Source organism: Mesorhizobium sp. LNHC229A00, from assembly GCF_000502415.1.
GTDB lineage: Bacteria > Pseudomonadota > Alphaproteobacteria > Rhizobiales > Rhizobiaceae > Mesorhizobium.
Window position 1 is genome coordinate 197,884 of record NZ_AYWQ01000001.1, and the last position, 16,101, is coordinate 213,984.

Sequence of the window (16,101 nt, forward strand, 5' to 3'; positions counted from 1 at the left end):
CATGGCCAGAGGCGTTATCCTTCTCGCCGCGGGCGGAACCGGCGGACATCTGTTTCCAGCCGAAGCCCTGGCGCATGAACTCCTCGAGCGCGGCTGGGCGGTGCATCTGGCGACCGACACCCGGGCCGAACGGTTTGCCGCCCATTTTCCAGCGGCCGCCGTCCATCCGATCCAGTCGGCGACGTTAGGCTCGAAAAATCCCTTTGCCCTGCTCGGCGCCTTCTGGAAAATCTGGAGCGGCGTGCGTCAGGCCTCCGCCGTCATCGGCAGGATCAAGCCGGAGGCCGTGGTCGGCTTTGGCGGCTATCCAACCTTGCCGCCGCTCTACGCGGCGACGCGGCGCAAGGTGCCGACGCTGATTCACGAGCAGAACGCGGTGATGGGGCGCGCCAACCGGGCGCTGGCCGGCCGTGTCGACGCGATCGCCGGCGGCTTCCTGCCGCAGGATGAAAGCGCGGCCGGCGCCAAGACGGTGACGACCGGCAATCCGGTCCGCCCGGCTGTGCTCGAAGCGGCCAGGACGCCTTACGCTGCTTCAACCGGGAATGAGCCCTTCCGCCTGCTGGTGTTCGGCGGCAGCCAGGGCGCACAATTCTTTTCCGATGCCATGCCGGGGGCAATCGCGCTGCTTTCCGATGCACAGCGCCAGCGCCTTGTCATGACCCAACAAGCTCGCGCGGACGACGTGGCTCGGGTGAAGGCGGCCTATGCCGCGCTCGGTGTCGCCGTCGAGGTCTCGCCGTTCTTCACCGACATGGCGGCGCGCATAGCGGCCGCGCATCTTGTAATCTCGCGTTCCGGCGCCTCGACCGTGTCGGAAATCGCCGTCATCGGCCGGCCGGCGTTGCTGGTGCCCTACCCCTTCGCGCTCGACCACGACCAGGCGGCCAATGCAGCCGCGCTTGCGGCCGCCGGCGGTGGCGAAGTGCATGTGCAATCCTCGCTTTCGCCCGAGCGCATCGCGGCACTGCTCGGCGCCCTGATAGACCAACCGGAGCGGCTGGCGACGATGGCTGCCGCGGCCAAGTCGGTGGGCAGGCCCGACGCGGCGCGGTTGCTCGCCGACCTCACAGAGGCTATTGCGTCCCGCAAAACAGTATCGGATTTCAGGAAGGGGACGCACCCATGAAGATGCCGCAGACCATCGGCCTCGTGCATTTCATCGGCATTGGCGGCATCGGCATGAGCGGCATCGCCGAGGTACTGCACAATCTCGGCTACAAGGTGCAAGGGTCCGACCAGGCCGAAAGCGCCAATGTACAGCGGCTGCGCGACAAGGGCATCGAATGCTTCGTCGGCCACAAGGCGGAGAATCTCGGGGAAGCCGAGGTCATCGTCGTCTCGACGGCGATCAAGAAGTCGAATCCGGAGCTGAAGGCGGCGCGTGAAAAGCTGTTGCCGATCGTGCGCCGCGCGGAGATGCTGGCCGAACTGATGCGTTTCCGCCAGGCGGTGGCGATCGGCGGCACCCACGGCAAGACGACGACGACCTCGATGGTGGCGACGCTGCTCGAGGCCGGCGGGCTCGACCCGACCGTCATCAATGGCGGCATCATCAATGCCTACGGCACCAACGCCCGGATGGGCGATGGCGAGTGGATGGTGGTCGAAGCCGACGAGAGCGACGGCACCTTCCTCAAGCTGCCGGCCGACATCGCCGTCGTCACCAACATCGATCCCGAGCATCTCGATCATTATGGCAATTTCGACAATGTGCGCGAAGCGTTCCGCCAGTTCGTCGAGAACGTGCCTTTCTATGGCTTCGGAGTGATGTGCACCGATCATCCGGAAGTGCAGGCGCTGGTCGGGCGCATCGAGGACCGGCGCGTCATCACCTATGGCGAGAACGCGCAGGCCGATGTGCGCTTCACCAACCATCGCATGGCGGGGGCGACCTCGGAGTTCGACGTGATCATCCGCGACCGCAAGGGGCGCGGCCAGACGGCGATATCGGGCCTGCGCTTGCCGATGCCCGGCCGCCACAATGTCTCCAACGCGACCGCCGCGATCGCGGTCGCGCACGAACTCGGCCTGTCGGCCGAGGCGATCAAGAAGGGCCTGTCGTCCTTCGCCGGCGTCAAGCGCCGCTTCACCCACACCGGTTCTTGGAACGGTGTCGACGTGTTCGACGATTACGGCCACCACCCGGTCGAAATCTCGGCGGTGCTGAAGGCGGCGCGCAGCGCCACCAACGGGCGTGTCATCGCCATTGCCCAACCGCACCGCTTCACCCGGTTGCATGATCTGTTCAACGAGTTCTCCGCCTGCTTCAACGATGCCGACACGGTGATGGTCGCCCCGGTCTACGCCGCCGGCGAAGAGCCGATGGACGGCGTGACATCGGACGCGCTGGTGTCACGTATCCGTGCCGGCGGCCATCGCGACGCCCGCTACATCGAGGGGCCGGCCGACATCGCGCCCGTCATCCGCGACATCGCCAAGCCCGGCGACTTCGTCGTCTTTCTCGGCGCCGGCAATATCACTCAGTGGGCCTATGCGCTGCCGAAGGAGCTTGCCGCCCCATGATGAACGGCCAGGCCCTGATCGACAGACTTGGCGACCGCCTGGCCGGCCTGCGCGGCCGCATCACGCCGAATGCCGAGATGGACAAGATCACCTGGTTCCGGGCTGGCGGCCTTGCCGAGGCGCTGTTCCAGCCGGCGGACGAGGAGGATCTGTCGGCCTTCCTCAGAGCCGTTCCCGAAGAGATACCCTTGACCATCGTTGGTGTAGGCTCGAACCTTCTGGTCCGCGACGGCGGCATTTTGGGTTTCGTCATCAGGCTTTCGGCCAAGGGCTTTGGCGAGGCCGAGATCGTTTCCCCGATCAGGATCAAAGCAGGTGCCGCCACGCCAGACAAGCGCATGGCGGCGGTGGCGCTCGAGGCCGGCATTGGCGGCTTTCATTTCTATCACGGCATTCCAGGCGCTATCGGCGGCGCGCTCAGGATGAATGCCGGCGCCAACGGGGTCGAGACGCGCGAGCGCGTCGTCGAGGTCCGGGCGCTCGACCGCGCGGGCAACGCCCAAACGCTGAGCAATGCTGAGATGGGCTATGCCTACCGCCATTCGGCGGCGCCCGCCGGGCTGATCTTCACTTCGGCCGTTTTCGAAGGCTTTGCCGAGGACAGGGCGGTGATCAAGGCGGCGATGGAAGCGGTGCAGAACCATCGCGAGACCGTGCAGCCGATCCGCGAGAAGACGGGCGGCTCGACCTTCAAGAATCCGGAAGGCACTTCGGCCTGGAAGGAGATCGACAAGGCGGGTTGCCGCGGGCTGATGATCGGAGGTGCGCAGATGTCGCCGATGCATTGCAACTTCATGATCAACACCGGAACCGCGACCGGCTACGACCTCGAATACCTCGGCGAGACGGTGCGTGCGCGGGTGCTCGAGCATTCCGGCATCCGGTTGCAGTGGGAGATCAAGCGCATCGGCAATTTCCGTTCCGGATACGCCGTCCAGGAGTTCCTCGGCCAGCTTCTCTAGCGCCTCTTGAAGTTCACGTGATGCGTGAACTTCAACCGGATCGAAATGCCGTGAAATAGTTGCTGCAAAGACTCAGCGACACGGCTTTCGGATCCATTTTCTCAGAAAGTGAATCTCTCGGAATCATAAGTGCTTGCCAGTGAATCAACTCTCTGATTCTCTGCCCTAAAGCGTTTCCTGATTTGAGTCGTTCGACGCGTTTTCAGCGTTTTCCGTCTGGGGGGCAACCTGCCGGGAGACTCGGACTCAATGTAGCGGAAATCTTGGGTTTTTGGTCCGCGGTGAGAGGGGATGACGGGGAATGAAAAGCAAGCATGTGGCCGTATTGCTGGGAGGTTTCTCGTCCGAGCGGCCCGTGTCCCTTTCTTCCGGAAAGGCCTGTGCCGATGCGCTGGAGCAGGAGGGTTACCAGGTCACCCGCGTCGATGTCGGGCGCGATGTCGGCTCGGTGCTTGCCGAGCTCAAGCCTGACGTCGCCTTCAATGCGTTGCACGGGCCTTTTGGCGAGGACGGTACCATCCAGGGCATCCTCGAATATCTCGGCATTCCCTACAGCCATTCCGGCGTGCTGGCCTCGGCGCTTGCCATGAACAAGGAACAGGCGAAGAAGATCGTCAAGTCGGTCGGCGTCCCCGTTGCCGAATCGAAGGTCGCCAACCGGTTCTCCATCCAGAACAAGCATCCGATGAAGCCGCCCTATGTGGTCAAGCCGGTCAGCGAGGGGTCGAGCTTTGGCGTCGTCATCGTGTCGGAGGGGCAATCGCACCCGCCGCAGGTGATCGGGTCGTCCGACTGGAAATATGGCGATACCGTCATGGTCGAGCGCTACATCCATGGGCGCGAGCTGACCTGCGCCGTCATGGGCGATGTGGCGCTTGGCGTCTGCGAGATCATCCCGACGGGCCATTCCTTCTACGACTATGATTCAAAATATGTCGCGGGCGGATCAAAACACGAATGCCCCGCAAAAGTTTCACCGAATATTTACCAAAAAATACAGACACTGGCGCTCAAGGCTCACCAAGCTGTCGGCTGTCGGGGCGTTTCCCGGTCGGACTTCCGTTATGACGATCGTCACTCCGAAAATGGCGAGGTTGTATGGCTCGAGGTCAACACTCAGCCGGGCATGACGCCGACGTCTCTGGTGCCTGAAATTGCCGCCCATGCCGGGCATTCGTTTGGTGAATTGTTGAGTTGGATGGTGGAGGACGCTTCGTGTCTGCGTTGAAATGGGGACAGGGTAAGGTGAGGGGCGCGGCCGGGCCGTCGCTGTTCGGCCTGCCATTGTCGTTGGACCATTTCGTTCTGCCGCGCGTGCTTCGCCGCCCGGTACGCATCCTGACGCGCCTGGGCGATGGTGAATTCCAGGCGCCGCGCTTCTCCGCCGCGATCATGTCATCGGTGCTGCTGGCCTCGAGTGGCGCCTATGGCGCCTACCTCGGCGGTCATGCCGACGGGATCATTCAAAGCATCACCGCCCGCACCGGCTTCGCGGTCGACCAGGTCAAGGTGGTCGGCAACCGCCAGACTTCGGAGATCGACATTCTCGATAGGCTGGAACTCGATGGCTGGACGTCGCTTATCGGCTTCGATGCCGAGGCCGCGCGGGAGCGTATCGCGACCCTGCCGTGGATCCAAGTTGCCTCGGTGCGCAAGGTCTATCCGCACACGCTGGAAGTGCGGGTCGAGGAGCGTGCGGCTTTCGCGCTCTGGCAGCAGGGCAACGACCTCTCCGTCATCGAGAAGGATGGCGCCGTCATCGTGCCGTTCTCAGGCGGCAGGCAGGTGCTCCTGCCGCTGTTGATCGGCACCGGTGCGCCCGCCAAGGCGCCTGATTTCCTGGCCAGGATCGAACGATATCCCGACCTCGCCGCCCGCATCAAAGGCTATGTCCGCGTTGGCGAACGGCGCTGGGACCTGAAGCTGGACAACGGCATCACCATCAAGTTGCCCGAGGACGACGAGGATCAGGCGCTCGCCGAACTCGTCAAGATGGACCATGACAAGGGGCTGTTGTCGCGCGACATCGCCGCCGTCGACATGCGCCTGACAGACCGGCTGGTCGTGGAGCTGACGCCGCAGGCGGCGACGCAGCGCGAAGCCGCGCTCAACGAGAAGCCGAAAACCCTCAAGCGCAAGCCGGAGACGAAGATATGAACTGGCTTGGCGGTTCTGGCGATGCCTCGTCGCGCCGGTCGGGCACCCTGACGGTGCTGGACGTCGGCTCGAACAAGGTCTGCTGCATGGTGGCCAAGCTCAAGCCGAACGATGACGGCAAGCTCCTGCGCGGCCGCTCGCATCGCATCCAGGTCATCGGCATCGGCCACCAGAAATCGCAAGGCGTGAAGTCCGGCGTCATCGTCGATCTCGACCGTGCCGAGCATGCCATTCGCCTCTCCGTCGACGCCGCCGAACGGATGGCCGGGCTGACGGTCGATTCGCTGATCGTCAACATGACCGCCGGCCGGCTGAAGAGCGAAAGCTTCTCAGCGACCATCAATCTTGGCGGCCACGAGGCGGACGAAGCCGACGTCAAGCGCGTGCTCGGCGCCGGTGCCAAGCAGGCGCTCAAGGCCGAGCGCGAGGTGGTCCATTCGCTGCCCGTCGGCTTCTCGCTCGATGCCGAGCGTGGCGTGCGCGATCCGCGTGGCATGGTGGGCGACACGCTTGGCGTCGACATGCATGTGTTGACAGGCGATGCGGCGCCGATGCGCAATCTGGAGCTCTCCATCAACCGCTCGCATTTGTCGGTCGAGCGCATGGTGGCGACGCCCTATGCCAGCGGGCTGGCGGCACTGGTCGACGACGAGCTGGAACTCGGAGCCGCCTGCATCGACATGGGCGGCGGCACGACGACGATCTCGGTGTTTTCGGAAGGCAAGTTCGTCCATGGCGACGCCATCGCAATCGGCGGCAACCATGTCACGCTCGACATGGCCAAGGGACTTTCGACCTCGCTCGACGCCGCCGAGCGGCTGAAGGTGATGCACGGCTCGGCATTGCCGGGCAGCGCCGACGACCGCGACCTGGTCTCGATCCAGCCGATCGGCGACGATGGCGACGTGCCGCTGCAGATCCCGCGTTCGGTGATGACGCGCATCGTGCGCGCCCGGATCGACGAGACGCTCGAACTCCTGCGCGACCGGTTGAACAAGTCCGGTTATGGCAATGCGGTCGGCAAGCGCGTCGTGCTCACCGGCGGCGCCAGCCAGCTGGCCGGCCTGCCGGAAGCGGCGCGCCGCATCCTGGGGCGCAATGTACGCATCGGTCGCCCGCTCGGCGTGGCGGGCCTGCCCGAAGCGGCGAAAGGCCCTGCTTTCTCGGCCGCGGTCGGGCTTCTGATCTATCCGCAGATGGCGAGCTTCGAGAGCCATCCGGCGAAAGGCATTTCCGGTCTCAGAATGACCGGAACGGGTGGAAAACTGCATCGCATGAGTCAGTGGTTGAGAGACAGTTTCTAATTGACGGGGACAGCCCCATAGGCGGCCGCGGCGGCGAAGCGGCGTGAAAGGCAAAGGACGGAGACAATGACCATCAATCTGCAGAAGCCGGACATCACCGAGCTTAAGCCGCGCATCACCGTGTTCGGTGTGGGCGGCGGCGGCGGCAATGCCGTGAACAACATGATCACCGCCGGACTGCGCGGTGTCGAGTTCGTCGTGGCCAACACCGACGCGCAGGCGCTGACCATGTCGAAGGCCTCTCGGCTGATCCAGCTTGGCGCGCATGTCACCGAGGGGCTCGGTGCCGGATCGCAGCCGGAAGTCGGCCGCGCGGCGGCGGAAGAGTGCATCGACGAGATCCTCGACCATCTCACCAACACCCATATGTGCTTCGTCACCGCCGGCATGGGCGGCGGCACCGGCACGGGTGCTGCTCCGGTTGTTGCCCGTGCAGCGCGCGAGAAGGGCATTCTCACCGTCGGCGTCGTCACCAAGCCGTTCCACTTCGAAGGCCAGCGCCGCATGAAGACGGCCGATTTCGGCATCGAGGAGCTGCAGAAATGCGTCGACACCTTGATCGTCATCCCCAACCAGAACCTGTTCCGGCTGGCCAATGACAAGACCACCTTCGCCGACGCCTTCGCGATGGCCGACCAGGTGCTCTACTCCGGTGTGGCCTGCATTACCGACCTGATGGTCAAGGAAGGCCTGATCAACCTCGACTTCGCCGACGTGCGTTCGGTGATGCGCGAGATGGGCAAGGCGATGATGGGCACCGGCGAGGCTTCGGGCGAGGGCCGCGCGATGGCGGCGGCGGAAGCCGCGATCGCCAACCCGCTGCTCGATGAGACCTCGATGAAGGGCGCCAAGGGCCTGCTGATCTCGATCACCGGCGGCCGCGACCTGACCCTGTTCGAAGTCGACGAAGCGGCGACCCGCATCCGCGAGGAAGTCGACCAGGACGCCAACATCATCCTGGGCGCCACTTTCGACGAGGAGCTCGAAGGCGTCATCCGGGTCTCGGTGGTCGCCACCGGCATCGACAAGTCGGCGGCCGAAATAGCCGCCGCGCCGATCTCGATCCGTACCGCGCCGCCGAAGCAGGCTGCCCGGCCGGCCGTCGCCCCGGTGGAAAGCCGCCCGGCGCCGGTCCAGCAGACGGTGTATGAGCCACGCGCCGCCGATCCGGTTGCCGAAGCCATCCAGTTGGCCGAAGCCAATGCCGCGGCCATGGCTCAGGCTCGTCCGGCTCCTGTCGCCCATGCGGACGATTTCCGCCCGCAGAGCAAGATCTTCCAGGCACCGCCCGCACAGCCGCAGCCGATGGTGCAGCCGGTCGTCCAACAGATGATGCAGCCGGCTCCGCAGCCGCGCGAAATGCTGCGTGAGGTCCAGCAGCCGGTGGCGATGGCACCGCAGCGCATGCCGCGCGTCGAGGACTTTCCGCCGGTCGTCAAGGCCGAGGTCGACGCCAAGAGCCGTCCGGCCGACCACGAAAACAGCGGCCCGATGGGCCTCCTGAAGCGCCTGACCAACGGCCTGACCCGCCGCGAGGAGGAGCCTGCACGGCTGCAGCCGGCGCAGCCGCGCGAGCCCAAGCTGCGCCAAGCCGCACCGGAAGTGCGCCGCCTCGCCAGCCAGGACGCCCAGCTTTACGCGCCGCGGCGCGGCCAGCTGGACGATCAGGGCCGCCTGACGCCGCAGACCAGGGCGACTCAGGACGACGACCAGCTCGAGATTCCAGCGTTCCTGCGCCGCCAGGCCAACTGAGCGGTTAACGGACTGTAACAAACGTTAACAGGCAAGCAAGAAATTGCGTGCCTGTTAACGTTTAAAAATAGCGTATAATCAATGCATTATGACGTCGTACGTGTTCCAGTTCGCGGTTACAAAGAGTAAGAAACCGTGATTTGGAGTCTCCCTGCCGGGACATTATCTTCGCTGCCTACCATAGTCGGTTTGCCAGGATTTCGGGGGAAGTCGCCCTGCTTGCCGATTTAACAAGAGCCGCGCCCTCGGGCTGGAGAAGCGGACCTAGGCATTACGGGCTCATGGGGATTGTCTTGCACGACCATCAGACGACAGTGAAGACGCGCGCGTCGCTTACAGGCACCGGCGTCCACAGCGGCAAAGAAGTTTCCATCAGTTTCCTGCCCGCGGATGCCGATACCGGCATCGCGTTCCAGCTCCTGAAAGGAGAAGGGCGGGGCCGTGAGTTCCGCGCCCTGTTTTCCGAGATCGGCGCCACCGACCTTTGCACCATGCTTGGCGATCCTTCGGGCGAGCATATCGCCACGGTCGAGCACATCATGGCCGCCCTGTTAGGACTCGGCATAGACAACGTCATCATCGAGATCGACGGCCACGAGGTCCCAATCCTCGACGGCAGCGCCATGGCGTTCGTCGAAGCCATCGACCAGGCCGGCATCGAGACGCTGGCCGTCAAGCGGCGCTATATCAGGGTGGTCAAGCCGGTCCGCATCGAGAATGGCGCCTCCTGGGCCGAGTTCAGGCCCTATGACGGTACCCGTTTCGAGGTCGAAATCGATTTCGAAAGCCCGGCGATCGGCCGTCAGTTCTTCGCATCCGATATCAATGCCGATATTTTCCGCCGCGACATCGCGCGGGCCCGCACCTTCGGCTTCATGAAGGACGTCGAGCGGCTGTGGGCCGCCGGCTATGCTCTGGGATCCTCGCTGGAAAATTCCCTGGTGATCGGTGACGACAACCGCGTCATCAACATGGGCGGCCTGCGCTATCCCAACGAATTCGTGCGCCACAAGACGCTCGACGCGATGGGCGACCTGGCGCTGGCCGGCGCGCGATTCATCGGATGTTTCCGCTCCTATCGCGGCGGCCATCGGCTGAACGCCGCGGCGCTGCGGCGCCTGCTGTCGGACCGCACCGCCTTCGAGATCGTCGAGACGACACGCCGCGAGCGTGGCCGGGCCGCCGAGATGAACGCCGTCAATGCGCCTCTCTATGCGCCCTGGATGATCTGATTTTCTTAATTTTTTTTGGATTTTATGGATGTGGGTGTTGCATGAATGCATCATCCACCGGCGAAATTGCGTAGATTTTCGAGCCGCGGTCCGCCGCCACAAAAATGCGCGATTGGCTGGACATAGCGTTGCCGGGCAAGGCGGTTATGGTTTATGGCTGCTGCCGTTGATTAGTGCATGTCGCTCAAAAGTGGGGACCAGTTTTGGGACAACTGCATGCAACGAGCATTAAAATAACGCCGAAAGGGCGCAATCCAATCATGTTCTTCAAGCGATTCGGTCAATCGAAAGCGCCGCAGCGGTCTGTCTTCCTGGCGCTTTCGGTGGTTGTTCCATCGCTCTTTCTGGCGGCTTGCATGTCGTCGGAAAAAGACATCGATCTGTCGACCTATGTCGATCAGACCGAACCGGCCGACGTTCTCTACAATCAGGGCCTGGCCAATCTGAACGCCGGCCGCCTGGACGAGGCAAGCAAGAAATTCGACGCGGTCGACCGCCAGCACCCCTATTCGGAATGGGCCCGCAAATCGATGGTGATGGGCGCGTTCGCCGACTATCGAAAGGGCAGCTACGACGACGCGATCCAGTCGGCGAAGCGGTACCTGGCTCTCTATCCGTCAACGGATGACGCGGCCTATGCCCAGTACATCATTGGTCTCAGCTACTATCGCCAGATCAAGGATGTGACGCAGGACCAGAAGGAAGCACGCCAGACCCTGCAGACGATGCAGGACCTGGTGACACGCTGGCCGACGTCGGAGTATGTCGACGATGCCAAGGAAAAGATCCGCTTCGCCAACGACCAGCTCGCCGGCAAGGAAATGCAGATCGGCCGCTATTATCTGGAGCGCCGCGAGTACATCGCCGCCGTCAAACGCTTCCGCACCGTGGTCGAAAGCTATTCCAACACCCGCCACGTAGAGGAAGCGCTCGCGCGCCTCACCGAAAGCTATTACGCGTTGGGCTTGACCTCGGAGGCCCAGACGGCGGCCGCGGTGCTCGGTACCAACTATCCCGACAGTTCGTGGTACAAGGATTCCTACAAGCTGCTGCAGAGCAACGGGCTGGCGCCGCGCGAAAATGCCGGGTCGTGGATATCCAAGGCCGGGAAGCTGATCACCGGCGCCTAACCGCAGAGCCTCCGAGCGAAGCGCGCACAGCGCGCTTTTTCGGATTGATCCGAAGCTCAAACAAAAAGATAGTGCGGCGCTGCGACTCCAACTGTCGGGTGCCGCCTCTATCTTTTTGTTTTCGTGCCTGTCGTTATCCCGGAGCGGGTCCACTTTTGGGCGGCATGCAATAGGTCCGGTTTCTCATGCTTTCCAGACTGTCGATCCGCGATATCGTCCTGATCGAAAAGCTGGACATCGACTTCCAGCCGGGTCTTTCCGTGCTGACCGGCGAAACCGGCGCCGGCAAGTCCATCCTGCTCGATGCCCTGTCGCTGGCGCTCGGCGCGCGTGGCGATGCCTCGCTGGTGCGTCACGGCGCGTCCCAGGGCCAGGTCATTGCCGTGTTCGATGTTCCGCGCAACCATCCGGTGCGCGCGCTGCTTGCCGAAAACGCGATCGAGGACGATGGCGACGTCATCCTGCGGCGCGTGCAAACGGCGGACGGCCGGACCCGTGTGTTCGTCAACGACCAGCCGTCCAGCGTGACGTTGATGCGCGATGTCGGCCGCGCGCTGGTCGAGATCCACGGCCAGCATGACGAACGCGCCTTGGTCGATCCCGGGGCGCATCGCGATGTGCTCGATGCTTTCGGCGGCCATCTCGGCGCCGTCCGCTCGACCGGCGAGGCATGGCGGCACTGGCGCGCCGCCCAGCAGGAGCTGACGCGCCATCGCGCCAAGGTGGAAGCCGCCGCGCGCGAGGCGGACTATCTGCGCGCCGCGGTTGCCGAACTGACCAAGCTCGATCCGCAGCCGGGCGAGGAAACCGAACTTGCCGAGCTGCGTGCCCACATGATGCGCGCCGAGAAGATCGCTTCCGAAATTCACGACGCCCAGGATGTGCTATCCGGCCCGTCCTCGCCCTTGCCGCAACTGGCCAGCCTGCTGAGACGGCTGCAGCGCAAGGCGTCGGAAGCGCCCGGCGTGCTCGAGGACGTGGTGAAATCGCTGGACGAAGCCATGCTGTCGCTCGACGCGGCGCAGTCGGGCGTCGAGGCCGCGCTTCGTGCCACGGAGTATGATCCACAGCGGCTGGAGAAAGCCGAGGAACGACTGTTTTCACTGCGGGCGGCGTCACGCAAGCACAGCGTCGCCGTTGACGACCTGGCGCAGCTGCGCGATACGATGGTTGCCGATCTCGCCGATCTCGATGCCGGCGAAGAACGCCTGCACGGCTTGGAAAAGCAGGCAGCCGCCGCGCGCGAAGCCTATGATATCGCCGCCGCACAGCTATCCTCGCTTCGCCATGCCGCGGCGGTCGGTCTGACCAAGGCGGTCATGGCCGAACTGCCGGCGCTGAAGCTCGAACGCGCGGCCTTCATCGTCGAGATGAAGAGCGAGGCCGAGGCGCGCATGGAAGAGGGCATCGACCAGATCGAGTTCTGGGTGCGCACCAATCCTGGCACGCGGCCCGGGCCGATGATGAAGGTTGCCTCCGGCGGCGAGCTTTCGCGCTTTCTCCTGGCGTTAAAGGTGGCGCTGGCCGACCGTGGTTCGGCGCCGACACTGGTTTTCGACGAAATCGACACCGGGGTGGGCGGCGCCGTGGCCGACGCCATCGGCCAGCGGCTGGCGCGGCTGTCGAAGCGCGTCCAGGTGCTTTCCGTCACCCATGCGCCGCAAGTGGCGGCGCGCGCGGCAACACATTTCCTGATCTCCAAATCGGGCAGCACCGACCGTGTCGCGACCGGAATTGCCGAGATGGACAGGACTGCGCGGCAGGAGGAGATCGCCCGCATGCTGGCCGGCGCCACGATCACCGACGAGGCGCGCGCCGCCGCCGAGCGGTTGTTGCGCGAGAATACAAACGCGGCGTGAGACGATCCGGCGTCATGAGACGATCAGGCGTCATGAGACGATCAGGTGTCATGAGACGATCAGGTGTCATGAGACGATCAGGTGTCATGGGGCGAGTCAGGATATGGCTCCATCCTGCTGTTCAGGAATGATCTTTTCCGAAAACCGGCTCCCACCTTTCAAGATCATGCTCTATTGTGACGCGCCACCGTTCAGGGACAAAAAGCATGGCTGAAAAACCTGTCGATTCGCTCAGCGAAAGCGAGGCTGAAGCGGAACTCCAGCGCCTTGCCGAGGAGATCGCCGGTCATGACCGGCGCTACCATGCCGAGGACGCGCCCACGATCACGGACGCGGAGTATGACGCGCTGCGGCGGCGCAATCTTGCTATCGAGGAGCGCTTTCCCGGGCTGGTGCGCGAGGATTCGCCCTCGCTCAGGGTGGGTGCCGCCCCGGCGGAAGGCTTCACCAAGGTGCGCCATGCCGTGCCGATGCTCAGCCTCGCCAAGGCCTATACCGACGCCGACGTCACCGATTTCATCGAGCGCGGCCGGCGCTTCTTCGACCGCGACAAAGACCTCGACATTGCCTTCACCGCCGAGCCGAAGATCGACGGGCTGTCGGCTTCGCTGCGTTACGAAAAGGGCGTGTTCGTGCAAGGCGCGACGCGCGGCGACGGCGCTGTCGGCGAGGACATCACCGCCAACCTCAGGACCATCGCCGACATTCCCGCTAAGCTGAAGGGCTCAGGCTGGCCGGAGACCATCGAGATCCGTGGCGAGGTCTATATGACCTATGCCGAATTCGAGGCGCTCAAGGCGCGCTCGGCGGCTGTCGGCGGCCAGGATTACGTCAATCCGCGCAACACGGCGGCCGGGTCGCTGCGCCAGAAGGATCCATCCGTAACCGCCAGCCGCAACCTCAAATTCTTTGCCTATGCCTGGGGTTACACGACAGCGGATCCGGCACCAACGCAGTACGAATCAGTGCAGAAATTCGCCGATTGGGGCTTCAAGATCAGTCCGCTGCTGGTGCGGGCGAAATCGGTCGAGGAATTGGTCGCGCATTATCACCTGATCGAGGAGCAGCGCTCGTCGCTCGGCTATGACATAGACGGCGTCGTCTACAAGGTCGACCAGTTGGAGCTGCAGCGCCGCTGGGGTTTCGTCACCGGTGAACCACGCTGGGCCATTGCCCACAAATTCCCGGCCGAACAGGCGATGACGACCGTGCACAGGATCGACATCCAGGTCGGCCGGACGGGCACGCTGGCGCCGGTCGCGCGGCTCGCCCCGGTGACGGTCGGCGGCGTGGTGGTGGAGAACGTCACGCTGCACAATGAGGATTATATCAAGGGCCTGGACAGTACAGGGCAGCCGATCCGCGACGGCATCGACGTGCGCATCGGCGACACGGTGGTGATCCAGCGGGCAGGCGATGTCATCCCGCAGATCGTCAGCGTCGTCATCGACAAGCGTCCGCCCGATGCCGTGCCGTACGAATTCCCGCACTCTTGCCCGATCTGCGGCTCGCCGGCGACGCGCGAGATCAACGAGAAGACCGGCAAGGAGGATTCGCGCCGCCGCTGCACCGGCGAACTGATCTGCCCGGCGCAGGCCGTGGAGGGGCTGCGCCACTTCGTGTCGCGCGGCGCCCTGGATATCGAAGGCCTGGGCGCGGAGAACATCGACCTGTTTTTCAATGCGGGTTTGATCAAGACAGCCGCCGACATCTTCACGCTCAGGGAGCGCCGCCCGGCCGTGACCAAGGCGCTGGCCGAGCGGCGCGAGGAGCAGGCTAGGCAGCGCGAGGCCGCATCCGGCAAGACCCGCAAGAATGTGCGCAGCGTCGAGGACCGCAATTACGAAGGCCTCGACAAATTGTTCGCGGCCATCGATTCGCGCCGCGAGCCGGAGCTCGACCGCTTCATCTTCGCGCTCGGCATCCGCCATATAGGCGAGACGACGGCAGCCGTGCTTGCGCGAACATTCTCGACCATCGAGGAGCTGATCCGAGTCGGCAAGGAGACGGCCGCGGCGGAGGATCCACATGCCGTCTTCCCATCGATCAATGGCATTGGCGATACGGTGATCGATGCGCTGCGCGATTTCTTCGGCAATGAGCGCAATGACGAGGTGCTCGAGAAGTTGTTGGAGCAGGTCAAGCCGAAGCCCTATATCGTCACCGTTTCGGCCGACAGCGAGGTCGCCGGCAAGACGATCGTCTTCACCGGTTCGCTGGAAAAGATGACCCGTTCCGAAGCCAAGGCGATGGCCGAACGTCTCGGCGCCAAGGTGGCCGGCTCGGTTTCGGCCAAGACCGATCTGCTGGTCGCGGGACCGGGTGCGGGCTCCAAGCTCAAGCTTGCCAGCGAACTCGGCGTCGAGGTCATCGACGAGGACACCTGGCTGCAGCGGGTAGGCAAGTCGTGACGGGCGAAGCGTTCAAAGGGTTCGGCCCCAAGGCCATTCCGTTCCTGAAAGCGCTCGATTTCCACCAGAGTCGCGAGTGGTTTCTGGAGAACCGCGAGCTGTTCGAAAAGGAATTGCGCGATCCACTGGGCGATCTCGTCGAGACGCTTGCGCGGCGATTTGCGGAAGCCGGCCTCGGCCTGCGCGGCGATCGCAAGAAGTCGTTGTTTCGCATCAATCGCGACGTGCGCTTCGCCAAGGACAAGCGGCCTTACAACAGGCATGTCTCGGCGATCCTGTCGCCGGACGGCAGCAAGGCGGTGCAGGGTGTCTTCTATGTCCATATCGGGCTGGAGGGATGCTACGCCGGCGTCGCCTGGTGGCAGCCGGAGGCCGCGCTCCTGTTGTCGATGCGTCGGGCCATCGAGACATGGCCCGAGCGGTTTCGCGCCATGGTGAAGGCGTTGAACAAAAATGGCCTCGAACTCGATGCCGAAGGCGGCATGAAACGCACGCCGCGCGGCTTCGAACACGTCTCTGACAAAGACCTCGCCGGCGCCATTCGCAACCGGCATTTCGCCGTCCGTCACCCGATCGATCCAGCTGGTATCCACGGGCCGGAATTGGTCGAGGAACTCCTCGACTTCACCATGCGCGCCAAGCCGCTGCTCGACTGGGGCAGGGCGGTCGAGGGCACGGGAGCGAGGGACTGAGTTCCCACGCGACGGTCGCGACGATCATTTCCGCTGATCGTTTGGCTCAAGCGAATTCGTGTGACAACCAGGGCAG

Annotated in this window: 12 protein-coding genes; all 12 read left to right on the forward strand. The window is 64.0% G+C overall.

Annotated features, from left to right (window positions below; translation table 11 throughout):
- Position 1: 1 nt before the first annotated feature.
- The 12 genes from murG to X742_RS168515 all read left to right on the forward strand — a co-directional run bounded on the left by murG (position 2) and on the right by X742_RS168515 (position 16,025).
- The gene (gene murG, locus X742_RS168570; protein WP_023769664.1) at positions 2–1,129 is read left to right on the forward strand and encodes an undecaprenyldiphospho-muramoylpentapeptide beta-N-acetylglucosaminyltransferase; all 1,128 of its coding nucleotides are present in this window, start codon (positions 2–4) and stop codon (positions 1,127–1,129) included.
- On the forward strand, positions 1,126–2,526 hold the full coding sequence (gene murC, locus X742_RS168565) for a UDP-N-acetylmuramate--L-alanine ligase (protein WP_023769665.1): 1,401 nt from the start codon (positions 1,126–1,128) through the stop codon (positions 2,524–2,526). The genes murG and murC overlap by 4 nt, the downstream gene beginning before the upstream one ends.
- A complete protein-coding gene (murB, locus tag X742_RS168560) occupies positions 2,523–3,488 on the forward strand; it encodes a UDP-N-acetylmuramate dehydrogenase (protein ID WP_031240726.1) in 966 nt (321 codons plus the stop codon). Before murC ends, murB begins: the two co-directional genes overlap by 4 nt.
- A 301-nt stretch (positions 3,489–3,789) precedes the next feature.
- Complete coding sequence (locus X742_RS168555; RefSeq protein WP_023769667.1) at positions 3,790–4,716, forward strand: D-alanine--D-alanine ligase; 927 nt, start codon at positions 3,790–3,792, stop codon at positions 4,714–4,716.
- Entirely contained in the window at positions 4,704–5,645 is a 942-nt protein-coding gene (locus tag X742_RS168550; RefSeq protein ID WP_023769668.1) for a cell division protein FtsQ/DivIB, read from the forward strand. Before X742_RS168555 ends, X742_RS168550 begins: the two co-directional genes overlap by 13 nt.
- Positions 5,642–6,949, forward strand: a complete 1,308-nt coding sequence (ftsA, locus tag X742_RS168545) for a cell division protein FtsA (protein WP_023769669.1) — start codon at positions 5,642–5,644, stop codon at positions 6,947–6,949. The genes X742_RS168550 and ftsA overlap by 4 nt, the downstream gene beginning before the upstream one ends.
- A 66-nt stretch (positions 6,950–7,015) precedes the next feature.
- Entirely contained in the window at positions 7,016–8,701 is a 1,686-nt protein-coding gene (gene ftsZ, locus X742_RS168540; protein ID WP_015317216.1) for a cell division protein FtsZ, read from the forward strand.
- 281 nt (positions 8,702–8,982) lie between these two features.
- Positions 8,983–9,933, forward strand: coding sequence for a UDP-3-O-acyl-N-acetylglucosamine deacetylase (gene lpxC / locus X742_RS168535; RefSeq protein WP_023769670.1), 951 nt, complete (start codon positions 8,983–8,985; stop codon positions 9,931–9,933).
- 260 nt (positions 9,934–10,193) lie between these two features.
- Positions 10,194–11,063 carry an outer membrane protein assembly factor BamD gene (locus X742_RS168530; RefSeq protein ID WP_023769671.1) on the forward strand — a complete coding sequence of 290 codons (870 nt, stop codon included), beginning with the start codon at positions 10,194–10,196 and terminating at the stop codon, positions 11,061–11,063.
- A 185-nt stretch (positions 11,064–11,248) separates the two neighbouring features.
- Complete coding sequence (gene recN, locus X742_RS168525) at positions 11,249–12,922, forward strand: DNA repair protein RecN (RefSeq protein WP_023769672.1); 1,674 nt, start codon at positions 11,249–11,251, stop codon at positions 12,920–12,922.
- Between the two features lie 206 nt (positions 12,923–13,128).
- The gene (ligA, locus tag X742_RS168520) at positions 13,129–15,333 is read left to right on the forward strand and encodes an NAD-dependent DNA ligase LigA (RefSeq protein WP_023769673.1); all 2,205 of its coding nucleotides are present in this window, start codon (positions 13,129–13,131) and stop codon (positions 15,331–15,333) included.
- A complete protein-coding gene (locus tag X742_RS168515; protein WP_023769674.1) occupies positions 15,330–16,025 on the forward strand; it encodes a TIGR02453 family protein in 696 nt (231 codons plus the stop codon). The genes ligA and X742_RS168515 overlap by 4 nt, the downstream gene beginning before the upstream one ends.
- Positions 16,026–16,101: the final 76 nt, after the last annotated feature.

Bases quoted from the DNA above. Each gene is read 5' to 3' on its own strand.
- murG (WP_023769664.1), top strand. From the start codon at position 2: ATGGCCAGAGGCGTTATCCTTCTCGCCGCGGGCGGAACCGGCGGACAT.
- murC (WP_023769665.1), top strand. From the start codon at position 1,126: ATGAAGATGCCGCAGACCATCGGCCTCGTGCATTTCATCGGCATTGGC.
- murB (WP_031240726.1), top strand. From the start codon at position 2,523: ATGATGAACGGCCAGGCCCTGATCGACAGACTTGGCGACCGCCTGGCC.
- X742_RS168555 (WP_023769667.1), top strand. From the start codon at position 3,790: ATGAAAAGCAAGCATGTGGCCGTATTGCTGGGAGGTTTCTCGTCCGAG.
- ftsA (WP_023769669.1), top strand. From the start codon at position 5,642: ATGAACTGGCTTGGCGGTTCTGGCGATGCCTCGTCGCGCCGGTCGGGC.
- ftsZ (WP_015317216.1), top strand. From the start codon at position 7,016: ATGACCATCAATCTGCAGAAGCCGGACATCACCGAGCTTAAGCCGCGC.
- lpxC (WP_023769670.1), top strand. From the start codon at position 8,983: ATGGGGATTGTCTTGCACGACCATCAGACGACAGTGAAGACGCGCGCG.
- X742_RS168530 (WP_023769671.1), top strand. From the start codon at position 10,194: ATGTTCTTCAAGCGATTCGGTCAATCGAAAGCGCCGCAGCGGTCTGTC.
- recN (WP_023769672.1), top strand. From the start codon at position 11,249: ATGCTTTCCAGACTGTCGATCCGCGATATCGTCCTGATCGAAAAGCTG.
- ligA (WP_023769673.1), top strand. From the start codon at position 13,129: ATGGCTGAAAAACCTGTCGATTCGCTCAGCGAAAGCGAGGCTGAAGCG.